The sequence below is a fragment of the Pseudorhodoplanes sp. genome, assembly GCA_032027085.1.
In the GTDB taxonomy this organism is placed as follows: Bacteria; Pseudomonadota; Alphaproteobacteria; order Rhizobiales; family Xanthobacteraceae; genus Pseudorhodoplanes.
In genome coordinates this window covers 3,933,148-3,945,911 of sequence record JAVSMS010000001.1, presented here as the reverse complement: position 1 = coordinate 3,945,911, position 12,764 = coordinate 3,933,148, and the positions used below count along the sequence as shown (strand labels likewise).

Below are 12,764 nucleotides of genomic sequence, written 5' to 3'. Positions count from 1 at the left end.
TTTGCGTCTGGACATCCTTTCCTCTCTGAATACCGAGCGCGCTGCAAGGCGTGCTGTCGTGATCGTCACCGACGTCGCCAGCGGCGAGCAGCGGCTGGTCAAGGCGACTGACATGAAGGCTGATCCGCTCGCCGACTTGCTCGATAAACGCTTGCGCAGCGGCAAGAGCGGCATGGAGGACACGCCGCAGGGCAACGTATTTCTGACGGTCTATGTGCCGCCGCCGAAACTGGTGATCACGGGTGCGGTCCATATCAGCCAGGCCTTGGGGCCGATGGCCAAGATGCTTGGCTATGACGTGACCATCGTCGATCCGCGCACCGCGTTTGCAACGCCCGAACGCTTTCCGGACGTGAAGGTTCTAGCGCAATGGCCGGACGACGCGTTGCCGTCGCTCGGCATCGACCGCTACACGGCATTTGTCGCACTCACGCATGATCCCAAGATCGACGATCCGGCGCTGATACATGCGCTCTCGCGCGAGTGTTTCTATATCGGCGCCCTGGGGTCGAAGAGGACGCATGGCCGGCGGGTCGAACGTCTGAAGGCGCAGGGCATCGACGACAATCAACTGGCACGCATACATGCGCCGATCGGGCTGTCGATCGGCGCGGCTTCGCCGCCGGAAATTGCGGTCGCTATCATGGCCGAAATTATCGCGCGTTTGCGTCAGTCTCCGGAGGTGAAAGCGTGAAATTCGGCTCCGTTCCGGTGTCAGAGGCAATCGGCGGCACGGCGGTGCACAGCATCCGCAAGGGCGGGTTCGTCCTAAAAAAAGGAAAAGTCATCGGCCCGGAGGATGTCTCGGCGCTTCAGGCGGCGGGGATCGGCGAAATCGTCGTCGCTCGGCTGGAGGCGGGCGACGTATCCGAGGACATTGCGGCGGCCGAGATCGCGGCTGCGGTCGCAGGCGACAATGTGCGCACCGACCATGCTTTCACCGGGCGCTGCAATCTGTTTGCGGAGACCGCGGGCGTGCTTGTCGTCGACAAGGCCGCCATTGATGAAATCAATCTCATTGACGAGGCGATCACTTTCGCCACCCTCCCGGCCTTCAAGCCGGTCGTCGAAGGCGAGATGATCGCGACCGTCAAGATCATTCCTTTTGCCGTCGGAACAGATGTTCACGAAAAGGCCTTGGCGGTCGCGAGCAAGGCCACATCAATTCTGCGCGTTGCCGCTTACAGGATCAGGAAAGTCGGCATCGTGTCGACGTTGCTCCCTGGTCTTGCCGACAAGGTCATCGACAAGACGCTGAAAATCACGGCCGAGCGGTTGGCACCGGCAGGTGCAACGATTGTCGCTGACAAGCGTGTTCCGCATGAGCAGGGCGCACTGGCAAAAGTCATCGACGATGTTCTGCGCATGGGAGCGGAGCTTGTGATCGTCTTTGGCGCCTCTGCGATCGCCGATCGGCGCGACGTTATTCCGTCCGCCATCGAATCCGTCGGCGGAAAGGTCGAACATTTCGGCATGCCGGTCGATCCCGGCAATCTCATGCTGATCGGCCAAGCCAATGGTCATCCGGTGCTGGGCGCACCGGGTTGCGCGCGTTCGCCGAAGGAAAACGGATTCGACTGGATTTTGATGCGCCTGCTGGCCGGATTGCCGGTGTCGCGCAACGATATTACCGGGATGGGCGTCGGCGGCCTGCTGATGGAAATCGTCACGCGGCCGCAGCCGCGCGAGGAGCCGGTTGCCGTGGAAGATCATCGCATCGCGGCTCTCGTGCTGGCGGCGGGGCGCTCTACCCGCATGGGCGGACCGAACAAGCTGCTTGCGGAAATCAGCGGGCGCCCGCTCGTGCGCATTGCCGTGGACGAAGCGCTGGCCTCGCGTGCAGATTCTGTTGTTATTGTCACCGGTCATCAGCGCGAACGTGTGGAGGCGGCGCTGCAGGGTCTGAAGGTCAAGACCGTGCACAATCCGGATTATGCGCAGGGCCTTTCGACGTCGCTGCGCGCCGGACTGCGCGCGTTGCCGGAAAACGCGGACGGCGTTGTCATTCTGCTCGCTGATATGCCTCAGGTCGACGCCGCGCTGATCGACCGTCTGATCACTGCATTCGATCCTGGGAAGGGGGCATTGGCCGTTGTTCCGACGATCGAGGGCAAGCGCGGCAACCCGGTGTTGTGGTCGCGTCGTTTCTTTCCCGAGTTGATGGCCGTGGAAGGCGATGTCGGCGCCCGCCATTTGATCGGGCAATACGCGGAAGCCATCGTCGAGGTGCCTGTGTCCGGAAAGGCGGTTTTGACCGATGTGGACACCCCGGAGGCCCTCAACGCGGCGAAGAGCGAGCTTGAGCGCCGTTAAGCCGCTGGGCTGCATCATGAATTCCTGCCGGTGATATTTCCTTGGCCACCCCTTGTGATCGTGCGTTAGAGTGAATATGACTGACCAGTCAGTCATTGAGAGTTGAGCCTGTGCCAATCGAGAGATCCGGAAAGACCAGGCGCCCTTCCGGCGCGGGCAAGGCTCCGCGCGGGAAGGACCGGGCTGCGCAAAGCGCGGCGCGTCGCGAGGCGATCCTGAAAGCGGCCCTGGAAGAGTTTTCGGCCGCTGGCTTTGCAGCCACCCGGCTTGACGACGTGGCGCGGCGCGCCGCAGTGGCCAAGGGTACCATCTATCTGCACTTTGCCGACAAGGAAGCGTTGTTCCAGGAAATCGTGCGGTCGATGCTGACCCCGCTTGTTGGTCACCTGGAAGACCTGCGCAATGTCGATCTTCCGTTCCGGACCATCGTTGAGCAGATTGCCGGATTGTTCATCGACGAGATCCTTGGGACTGACCGCAAGAATATTCTCCGCCTCATCATCACCGAGGGGCCGCGATTTCCGAAGCTTGTGGAATTTCACTATCGGCAGGTGATTGTTCGTGCATTGGCCGCATTGCAGGTGATCATCCAGCGCGCCGTCGATCGCGGAGAGATCAGCCACAAGGCCCTGGCGCAGTTCCCGCAATTGCTGTTCGCGCCCGCATTGATGACCATCGTCTGGAATAGCCTGTTCGAGCGGTTTTCTCCGCTCGACGCGCGCGCACTCATGCGGGCGCATCTCGATATTCTTTTTTCCGAAAGGACCGCATCATGATCCGGCATTATGCCGCAGGACTGGGCTTGCTCTTTCTTGCGCTTGCCGTCGGCGCCTGCAGCAAGACTGATGAAAATGTGGTGCAGGGATGGATTGAGGCCGATTTCATTTTCGTCAGCCCGGACGAGCAGGGTCGTGTTGAGGATATGAAGGTGCGGGAGGGAGATCGCGTCGAGGCCGGCGCGCTCCTCTTCACGCTCGATTCCGATTTGCAGCGCGCAGATCTTGGCGTGGCGGAAGCGGCCTATACGGCAGCCAAACAGAATTTCGAGCGCGCGCAAAATCTGCTGAAAGCCGCGGCCGGAACGCAAAAGGCCTACGATGACGCGTTTGCTTCCTATCGCGACACCGAGGCGCGCCTGAACGCGGCGCGCACGCGCCTTGAGCGCCGTCGCGCCTATAGTCCGGTCACCGGCACCGTACATCAAATTTACTACCGCCCCGGCGAAACCGTGCCTGCCGGCAAGCCGGTTCTTGCTTTGCTGCCGCCGGGCAACATCAAAGTGCGTTTCTTTGTCCCGGAAGTCATGCTTCCGCGCATCGCGCTCGGCGACACGATCGAGGTGAGCTGCGACGGTTGCGGGGCGCCAATCGAGGCGCGGATCAGCTTCATTTCGCGCAATGCCGAATTCACCCCGCCGGTGATCTATTCAATCGATGAGCGCAACAAGCTGGTCTATCTGGTTGAAGCGCGCGCCGAGAATGTTGACAAATTGCGCGTCGGTCAGCCGGTCGATGTGCGTGTGCATCCGCGCGAGGTTGCGAAGTGACGGTGCAGTCCGACATCGCCATCGATGTTCACGGCCTGACGAAGTCATTTGATGGCCGGGTCGTGGTGCGCGATCTGTCGATGCAGGTGAAGCGCGGGACGATCTACGGGTTCCTGGGACCCAACGGCTCCGGCAAGACCACGACCATCCGCATGCTTTGCGGCCTGCTTACGCCCGACAAGGGCGCCGGCACCTGCCTTGGCTACGACATTCGTACAGAGGCCGACAAGATCAAGCTGCATGTCGGGTACATGACGCAGCGCTTCAGCCTTTATCAGGATCTGTCGGTACGCGAGAATCTCGAATTCGTCGCGCGGCTCTATTGTCTGCCTGATCCGGTCGGTGCCGCGCGCGCAATGATTGCGCGGCTCGGTCTGCAGGGGCGGGAAGAGCAACTGGCCGGCTCGCTGTCGGGCGGCTGGAAGCAGCGTCTGGCGCTTGGGGCCTGCACGCTGCCAAATCCGAAGCTTCTCTTGCTCGATGAGCCGACGGCAGGTGTCGACCCGAAGGCGCGGCGCGAATTCTGGAACGAGATTCATGCGCTTGCCGCCGAGGGGCTGACTGTCCTGGTTTCAACGCATTACATGGACGAAGCCGAACGCTGCCATGAGATCGCCTATATCGCCTATGGCGAGCTGCTTGTTCATGGCACGGTGGATGAGGTGATCGAGCATTCGGCACTGGTCACCTATACGGTGAGCGGCGATGATCTGAACGGCCTGCTGCACGAGCTCGACGGCAAACCGGGCGTCGATATGGTGGCACCCTTCGGCACCAGCCTGCATGTCTCCAGCCGCGACGCGGCGGCGTTGGACGCTGCCATCGCCCCGTATCGCGACGGCAAAGGTTTGATCTGGACAAAATCCGAGCCGTCGCTCGAAGACGTATTCATCGATCTGATGAGCCGCGCGCGGGATAACTTCCAATGAGCGTGACCGAAAACAACGCCGTATCGAGAGGTTTTTGGCGCCGCACCTGGGCGATGCTGATCAAGGAATTCATCCAGTTGCGGCGCGACCGGGTGTCCTTCGCGATGATCGTGGTGATCCCGCTGATGCAGCTCATTTTGTTCGGCTATGCCATCAACACCCAGCCGCGTGATCTGCCTACCGCCGTGCTGCTGCAGGAAAGCAGCGACGTCGGTCGCTCGATCCTCAAGGCGCTGGAAAACACGCGGTATTTCAAGGTCACGCATCAGGTCACCGACGAAGCCGAATTCGATCAGCTGATTCAATCGGGGACAGTCCTTTTCGGTGTCGAAATTCCGCGCGGCTTCGAGCGCGCGTTGCGGCGCGGAGAAAGGCCGGCCTTGCTGGTGGCAGCCGACGCGACCGATCCAGTGGCGTCCGGGTCGGCGCTGGGCGCGCTCAGCCAGCTTGTGCGGACGGCCCTGCAGAACGACCGGGCGATTCCCGATGCTGGCGCGTCGGTCTTCGAGATCCGCCAGCACGCACGCTACAATCCCGCGGCCGACACCGCGCTGAATATCGTGCCCGGTCTCGTCGGCACCATCCTGACCATGACCATGTTGATCTTCACTGCCCTGTCGGTAACGCGCGAGATCGAGCGCGGCACGATGGAAAGCCTCTTGTCCATGCCGATCACGCCACTGGAAATCATGCTGGGCAAGATCGCGCCATACATCATGGTCGGATTCATCCAGGCGAGCCTCATCGTCGGAACCGGCGTGGTGTTGTTCGGAGTGCCGATCATCGGAAGCATCGGGCTGCTGGCGGCACTGAGCACGCTGTTCATCGCGACCAACTTGTCGGTCGGGTACACCTTTTCGACCGTCGCGCAGAACCAGTTGCAGGCGATGCAGATGTCGATCATGTTTTTTCTGCCGAATATTCTCTTGTCAGGATTCATGTTTCCGTTTGCCGGCATGCCGTTCTGGGCGCAATGGATCGGCGAAGCGCTGCCGCTGACGCACTATATTCGCATCGTTCGCGCCATCATGTTGAAGGGCGCGACCCTTGCCGATTTGCGATACGATTCGATGGCCCTGTTCTTTTTGATGCTGGTGGCGATGATCATCGCTGTCACGCGCTTCCGACGCACCCTCGATTAAGCTTATTTGCGGACGTGAACGCCCACACGGCCGTACAGGCTGTCGCGATCGCTGTTGTCGAAAGCCCAGCCGAAGGCCACGGAGCATTCGAGTTCATTCACTTTCACACCCGTCAAGTGCAGGCCGAGCCGGACTTGGTTGTAGTTGTCGCCATGGGCGAAACCGCCCATTTCGGGGCCGATGTAAACAATGTCAGCCAGACGCCATCCAAGGGCGAGACGGGCGGAATAGCTCGGACCCACCGATGAGACCGAAAGGTCCATACTGATCATCGTGTGAGGCTTGGGCTCGAACCACAGATCGAAGCCGCCGCGAATTCCAACGCGTGTGCCCCGGAGGGAATTGGACGGATCGTCCGGAAAGAACCGGTGATGCTGAACGTCAACGCCGGCAAAGAGCGTGAACGTGACGCGGTCCTGCTGGAAGCGCCAGCCGGGCAATGCAAACCCGATCGCTTGGTATCCAACGACCGGGATGTCTCCGAGCGCGCCGGAAACGTATCTATAGATTCCTGCGCCCAGCAGAACCTTGAGGGTGAATCCCGGTCGGTCGAGACCGCGCGGCGACCAGAGCAAGCCGCCATGCGTGAATGCGCCATGATACCAAATATCCCGGCCGGAGAAGAACAAAACGGTCTTCTCGTCGTCGATCTCGACATCGGCCGACGCGGCATTGACGCAAACGCTGCTCAGGATCGTGCCGAGCAGGATCGCCCGGACGAACTCCACAACGCGACGCATGCTGAAACCCACGCACAACGGCGGGTTGGCCGGAAACGCTGCCACATCCCCTAATAGTAGCTTAAATCAGTGGTTTCAATTTACCAGCAAAATCAACCGCTGGTTGAGTCGCCCCGAGGGGGGCCGCTTCGCAACCTGCCGGGGCGGGTGACCGAAATTGCGCCGGACCATCGCGGAAAATGCACTCGGGCTGGCATAGCCGACGGACGTGGCGACGCTTGCGACAGAGGCGCCCGTGGCAAGCCGGGCCAGTCCATCGATGGCGCGCAGGCGCGCCCGCCATTCACTGAAGCTGAAGCCGGTTTCGGCGCGAAACAGTCGCGCCAGCGTGCGCCGGCTGGCGCCCGCGACGTTGGCCCAATCGTCCAAGTCCTGATCATTGTCCACGTTTTCCAATAGGCTGCGCGCGACCCGCAACGCCCGAGGATCGCGTGGCATGGGCACCACCAGCTTGCGCTCCTGCATGCGGCCGAGCTCGGTCAGGATCAGCCGCGCGATCAGGCCGCCGCGACCGGCCTCCTCGTAATCGAGCGGTTCTTCCAGGGCGGCGAGGACAAGCTCGTGCAGTAGCGGATCAATCTCGATCAGGGTCGGCCGAACCGGCAGATCCGTGCAGACCTGCTCATCAATATAGACAGTGCGCATTTCCAGACGGCCGCGCATCACCATGCTGTGCGGATATTGCGGCGGCATCCAGAGGGCGAGGGCGGGCGGCACGATCCAGACCGCAGTCGCCGTTTCGATCCGCATGATGCCGGTCATGGCATGGATGAGCTGGCCGCGCCGGTGGATATGTAGAGGAATAGCATCGCCGTCGTTCCAGGCCTTGGCCATGGCCGCCACGGGGCGCGGCGCGTCGTCGAGATTCTTGCGGTATTCCGGGCGCATGCAGAGCCTGCGTGTTGGCCTGTTCGCGACGAAATTCGACCGAACATCGCACCTTGGCAAGTCTATATTGGCTGGGCTGTCACCGATTCAGGCCGGAAAACGCGCATGGCTACGAAGGAAAAACTTGCCACCGGCGGCCTGTCCCGGGAGAGCCGGGTTTCGATCGGCTTTCTGAACTGGGCCCATGCCGTCGACCATTATGTGATGCTGATTTTCCCGACCGTGGTGATCGGGCTGCAGGTGGTCTATGGCCGCAGCTACAGCGAACTGATCGCTCTCTCCACGGCCTCCTTTGTCGCATTTGGCGTGTTTTCGCTGCCCGCCGGGTGGCTGGCTGACCATTGGAGCCGGCGCAACATCATGGCGGTGTTTTTCGTCGGTTGCGGCATGTCCCTGATTGCAGCTGGCATGTCGCCCAATGTCTACATCCTGGCCGTGGCGCTCGCCGCATTGGGCATGTTCGCCTCAATCTATCATCCGGTCGGGATGGCGATGCTGATCGAGGCGTCGCAGGCGCGCGGGCGCGTGCTGGCCTTCAACGGTGTCTGCGGCAATCTTGGCGCCGCGCTTGCGGCCGGCATCACCGCCGTGATCGCCACCTATTTCGGCTGGCGCATGGCATTCGTTGTGCCCGCGGTGTTGTGTATTGCCACCGGGATTTTCTATTTGTGGATGATCCCGGATGACCATCACCGCACCGCGACGCGCAAGACCGCGCCCGATGTGAAGTTGTCGAAGCGGGCCGCCGCCATCATGTTCGGCCTGTTCATCCTGATCGCGCTGGGCGCAGGGTTAGCCTTCAATGTGATCTCCGTAGCGCTGCCGAAGCTGATCGATGAGCGCGTCGGCCATGACATCAACCTGATGGCCGTGGGCGGCTTGGCGACCGCCGTCTTTCTGGTTGGCGCCATTGCGCAGCTTGCCATGGGGCGATTGGTCGAGCGGATCGCACCGACCATCCTGCTCACCTTGGTTACTGCGACATTGTTCGCCGGCGTGTTCTGGTCGGTTTATGCCAGCGGCGCGATGCTGATCGCGGCGCTCGCAGTGGCGATGATCGGCCTCTACGGGCAGGTCACCGTCAACGACGTGGTGATCGCGCGCTACACCGCCGACGCCTGGCGCGGCCGCGTCTATGCCGTGCGGTATTTTCTGGTTTTCATTTCGTCGGGGGCGGCGGTGGCGGCGATTGCCTATCTGCATGCGCGCGGCGGATTCAATCTGGTCCTCCTGGCGACTGCGGGAATTTCCTTCGTATTCTTTGCCGCTACTGTCGGCGTCGCCATTCTGGTGGCGGGTGTCGATGGGCACAAACGGGCAGCCGTGCCAGCGGAGTGAACCGCCGAACTCAGAACAGCGCAGGAAAAAGATTTTCGACTTTCATTCCAATTCTTTCCTGCGCGATTTCGGCGATGCGACTACGGTGGCAGGTCTCCGGCGACCGTTCGAAGCACAGCAGGCAGACGCGCTGCTTGCCGCGCAGCAAGGACAGCAATTCGTCCATGGCTTCTTTTGCCTCGGGCGTTTTCAGATGCTTGTTGTAGATGCGCCAGAGCGTCTTGGCATCGCCTTTCCGGGCGGCTTGCCGGCCCTCGGCGGGCGTGCCGAGTTTCTGCAGATGCAGATAAGCGATGCCGATCTCGTCGAGGGCGGCGGCAAGTTGCTTCTTCGAAAAGCCGGGCCGGCGCGATGATGTGACGGCGCGGGTGTCAACGAGCAGGGACACACGGGCTTTTTTCAGCTCGGCTTGGACGGCAGCAGGCGTCGCCTTTTCGTAGCCGATGGTGAAAAGCGGGGACGCTGCACGAGCCATGGATCGACGCCTTATGCAGGAGCTTTCGGCCTTTCGCCCAGCTCCTTTTCAAGCCGCGCGATATTCTCGAACAGACGTTTGCTGGTGAGTTTGAGAAAACTCAGGCCGAATTCAGGATTTTGGAAATAGAGTTCCTCGAATTTTTCATAGGACAGGGCCAGGATTTCCCCCTCGTCAACCGAAACGAGGCTGAGGGTGCGGACGCCCTCCGGCTGCAGCAGGCCCAGCTCTCCGACCACGGCGCCGGACTGCAATTCGAGATTGATTTCCTCGAGCAGAAAGCGGCCGGACACGACAAGATACATGGCTTCGGCCAGATCCCCTTTGCGAAACAGGACTTGGCCGGCTTGCGTGCGGCGCTTGGTCATGAAGGGCTGCAGCCAGGTCATGTCGAGATCGGACCGGGCGGCCCGTTTTGTACGGCGGATCAGCTCGCGCATCTCCCGCAGCCGGTACAGGTTCAGCGGCAAGACGATGCAATTGAGGACCAGGGTCGGATAGATGCCGGAGAGGGAGGAATAGATCAGGAAAAAGACATTGGTGATAATGCCCACGACCCGGAGCGGGATCATGGTTTTCATCCAGTATTGCACGACCGTCAGGACAATTCCGACGATGGCCGCCCCTTGGGCAATGTGGGCAATTTCCATCCTATCCTCCGCAAGCCGCCGGTGCCGGTGCAGCGCCGCTGAATCGTGGTCGGATTGTCGACGCTCCGCCGCGCTTGAGCAATGCGCCGAAGTTGTCTTGGCACAAGGAGAATGGAGGGGAAGACCGGCAGGGCTTCACAGCCTGCCGAACCAAGTGCTAAGGGATAAACAAAGGACCGCGTGTCGTGAAGAATTTTAGCCATCTTCAGCGCAAGGGCCGGCCGTGGATCGCCATGATCGCGGCCTACGCCGTTGCATTGCAGATGTTGCTAACCGCGGCCGTGGCCGGCCAGATGGCCGCTGCGCCACCCGGTTCTTCCCCGATTTGCTACGGCGCCGCGCTGAACGACGGGGAAGGGCAGAACGGCGTGATGCCGCTGCATCAGGCGTCCTGCATCCTGTGCAGCATGGGCTTGTCGACATCCGTCGATCCGGTGGTCGTCTCCGTGACGCCCGCCTATTGCTGCCAGGACGTCGTTTTTGAAGACCAGGCGACGAGCCCAAGCCTGGCACAGGCGCCGCCATCACCTCGCTTATCCCAAGGACCTCCCCAGACCGTGTGATCCGAACCGGCCTGCCGGCCGCAACGCGTCATCACGTCTGGAGAGTGCCTTGTCTTATTTTCTGCGCGCGTCGTGCGCGCTATCGGCCTTGGTCTTAGGTGACCTGTCGACCGCATTTGCCCAATCCGCAACTCAACTGCCCACCATCACGGTCACCGACAACGCAAACCGCGACGGCGAGGCAGCACCTTCGTCCTCCGGCGCGTCGGTGATCGTTACGCCTGGCGGCAGCCTGACCATTCCAACGGTGGTTCAGGCAAGCCGGCAGATTCAGCGCGCGCCCGGCGCGGTCGCCGTGGTTCCAGCAGATGCCTGGAAGGATACCAAGGCGACGACGGTCAAGGACATGTTGGGTTATGTGCCCGGCGTGTGGGCGCAACCGAAATGGGGCGAGGATTCGCGGCTCTCGATCCGCGGCTCCGGCTTGTCGCGGAATTTCCATGGTCGCAGCCTGCAACTCTACATGGACGGTATTCCGATCAACACCGCCGATGGCTATTTCGATCTGCAGGAGATCGACCCGACGGCCTACAGGTATGTCGAGGTTTTCCGCGGCGCGAACGCCTTGCGTTTCGGCGCGAATTCGCTCGGCGGCGCGATCAACTTCGTGGTGCCGAGCGGGCGCGATGCCAACTTGGTGGCGGCAAGCGCCGATAGGGGCAGCTTCGATTTTCGTCGCATGCAAGCGAGTTCTGGCGCTACTTATGGGCCATTCGACTATTTCGTCACCGGCTCTTGGCAGTCCGAGGACGGTTTCCGCGATCACAGCAACGGCAATTTGATGCGCGGGTCTGGCAATGTCGGCTACCAGTTTTCGCCAAATGTGGAGACGCGATTCTATTTCAACGGCAATACGATCGAGCAGCGCATTCCGGGGGCGGTGACCAAATCCAGTGCACTCAACACGCCGAAGAAAGCGGCCGCGATCAACGCTACCAATGACTATCAGCGCAACATCAATTCGAACCGGGTAGCCAACAAGACGACGTTCCGGACCGACACCGCAATATTTGAAATTGGCTTGTTCAATACCAACCGCCATCTGATGCATCCGATCTTCCAGTGGATCGACCAGACCGTCGACGGTTACGGCGGATTTGGCCGCATGGTCGACGAGCGCAATCTGTGGGGCTTCAAGAACCGGCTGGTCGCGGGCGTCAACATCCACAATGGCGACAATGACAGCCTGCGCTTCGGCAATGGGCCCGGCGCCGTCAAAGGCGCGCTCGCATACTCCGCATTGGAGAAGTCGAGGAATACGTCGGCCTATGCCGAGAACTCTTTTTACATCCTGCCGGCGGTCGCTGTTGTCGCCGGCACCCAGTTTCTATCGGCCACGCGTGAACGCCTCGCACGCTTCGGCACCACGTCGGGCCGCACCGATTTTGATCTCTGGAGCCCGAAATTCGGCCTGTTGTGGGATATCGACCCGACCGCGCAGGTCTTTGCGAATGTCTCGCGCAGCGCCGAAGTACCGAGCTTTGGCGAAGGATCGATGTTCTTCAATGTGCCTTTCACCAGCATCAAGGCCCAGCGCGCCACGACATATGAAATCGGCACGCGCGGACAGCGGCCTGATTACACGTGGGATTTTGCTCTGTATCGGGCCCAGATCCGCAACGAGCTGCAGTGCTTCAGCAATCCGGCGATGACCGGTGCCTGCGACGTTCTCAATGCCGACCGCACCGTGCACCAGGGCATCGAGGCCGGCTTTGGCGCTGCGGTGATGCGATCGCTATTCGTAAATGGCAACGATACCGACCGGCTGTGGATCAACGTCGCCTATACGCTGAACGATTTCTATTACGATGACGATGCGAGGTGGGGGAACAACACGCTGCCGGGCGCGCCGCGGCACTATTTCCGTGGCGAAATCCTCTACAAGCACCCCTCTGGTTTCTACATTGGCCCAAATGTTGAATGGGTTCCCGAGGGCTATTTTGTCGATGCCGCCAACACGTTCATGACCGACCCCTATGCGATCTGGGGCATGAAGGCGGGCTACGACAGCGAGAGGGGCTTTTCGTTCTACGTCGAGGCGCGGAATCTGTCCGACAGGGCCTATATCTCGAGCGCGAGCATCGCTCAGACGGCCAATACGAGCAGCGCATTATTCGAACCGGGAACAGGCCGTGCGGTTTATGCCGGCGCCAAATTCAAATGGTGATGAGGATGACAAT

Annotated in this window: 13 protein-coding genes; 9 read left to right on the top strand and 4 right to left on the bottom strand. The window is 61.0% G+C overall.

Going from position 1 to position 12,764, the window contains the following annotated elements; genetic code table 11:
• Window position 1 precedes the first annotated feature (1 nt).
• The 6 genes from RO009_19290 (at window position 2) to RO009_19265 (ending at window position 5,930) form a co-directional block, all read left to right on the top strand.
• Entirely contained in the window at window positions 2-694 is a 693-nt protein-coding gene (locus tag RO009_19290) for an XdhC family protein (GenBank protein ID MDT3687178.1), read from the top strand.
• Complete coding sequence (locus tag RO009_19285) at window positions 691-2,313, top strand: molybdopterin-binding/glycosyltransferase family 2 protein (GenBank protein MDT3687177.1); 1,623 nt, start codon at window positions 691-693, stop codon at window positions 2,311-2,313. The genes RO009_19290 and RO009_19285 overlap by 4 nt, the downstream gene beginning before the upstream one ends.
• Before the next feature lie 110 nt (window positions 2,314-2,423).
• The gene (locus tag RO009_19280; protein MDT3687176.1) at window positions 2,424-3,089 is read left to right on the top strand and encodes a TetR/AcrR family transcriptional regulator; all 666 of its coding nucleotides are present in this window, start codon (window positions 2,424-2,426) and stop codon (window positions 3,087-3,089) included.
• Window positions 3,086-3,859: an efflux RND transporter periplasmic adaptor subunit gene (locus RO009_19275; protein MDT3687175.1), complete on the top strand. Its 774-nt coding sequence runs from the start codon at window positions 3,086-3,088 to the stop codon at window positions 3,857-3,859. The genes RO009_19280 and RO009_19275 overlap by 4 nt, the downstream gene beginning before the upstream one ends.
• Window positions 3,856-4,788: an ABC transporter ATP-binding protein gene (locus RO009_19270; GenBank protein ID MDT3687174.1), complete on the top strand. Its 933-nt coding sequence runs from the start codon at window positions 3,856-3,858 to the stop codon at window positions 4,786-4,788. Before RO009_19275 ends, RO009_19270 begins: the two co-directional genes overlap by 4 nt.
• Window positions 4,785-5,930: an ABC transporter permease gene (locus tag RO009_19265; protein MDT3687173.1), complete on the top strand. Its 1,146-nt coding sequence runs from the start codon at window positions 4,785-4,787 to the stop codon at window positions 5,928-5,930. The genes RO009_19270 and RO009_19265 overlap by 4 nt, the downstream gene beginning before the upstream one ends.
• 2 nt (window positions 5,931-5,932) lie before the next feature.
• On the opposite strand, the gene bcsS is transcribed toward RO009_19265, so the two are convergent.
• Together bcsS and RO009_19255 are read right to left on the bottom strand one after the other, a co-directional pair.
• Complete coding sequence (bcsS, locus tag RO009_19260; protein MDT3687172.1) at window positions 5,933-6,670, bottom strand: cellulose biosynthesis protein BcsS; 738 nt, start codon at window positions 6,668-6,670, stop codon at window positions 5,933-5,935.
• A gap of 75 nt (window positions 6,671-6,745) precedes the next feature.
• Window positions 6,746-7,504, bottom strand: a complete 759-nt coding sequence (locus RO009_19255; protein MDT3687171.1) for a helix-turn-helix transcriptional regulator — start codon at window positions 7,502-7,504, stop codon at window positions 6,746-6,748.
• Between the two features lie 159 nt (window positions 7,505-7,663).
• On the opposite strand from RO009_19255, the gene RO009_19250 reads away from it, so the two are divergent.
• Window positions 7,664-8,896, top strand: coding sequence for an MFS transporter (locus RO009_19250; protein MDT3687170.1), 1,233 nt, complete (start codon window positions 7,664-7,666; stop codon window positions 8,894-8,896).
• Between the two features lie 10 nt (window positions 8,897-8,906).
• On the opposite strand, the gene RO009_19245 is transcribed toward RO009_19250, so the two are convergent.
• Window positions 8,907-9,371, bottom strand: a complete 465-nt coding sequence (locus RO009_19245) for a DUF488 domain-containing protein (GenBank protein MDT3687169.1) — start codon at window positions 9,369-9,371, stop codon at window positions 8,907-8,909.
• A gap of 11 nt (window positions 9,372-9,382) precedes the next feature.
• Window positions 9,383-10,021, bottom strand: a complete 639-nt coding sequence (locus tag RO009_19240) for a cyclic nucleotide-binding domain-containing protein (protein MDT3687168.1) — start codon at window positions 10,019-10,021, stop codon at window positions 9,383-9,385.
• Window positions 10,022-10,254: 233 nt separating this feature from the next.
• Between RO009_19240 and RO009_19235 the strand changes: the two genes are divergently transcribed.
• A complete protein-coding gene (locus RO009_19235; GenBank protein MDT3687167.1) occupies window positions 10,255-10,584 on the top strand; it encodes a hypothetical protein in 330 nt (109 codons plus the stop codon).
• A gap of 49 nt (window positions 10,585-10,633) precedes the next feature.
• A complete protein-coding gene (locus RO009_19230) occupies window positions 10,634-12,751 on the top strand; it encodes a TonB-dependent receptor (GenBank protein ID MDT3687166.1) in 2,118 nt (705 codons plus the stop codon).
• Window positions 12,752-12,764 lie beyond the last annotated feature (13 nt).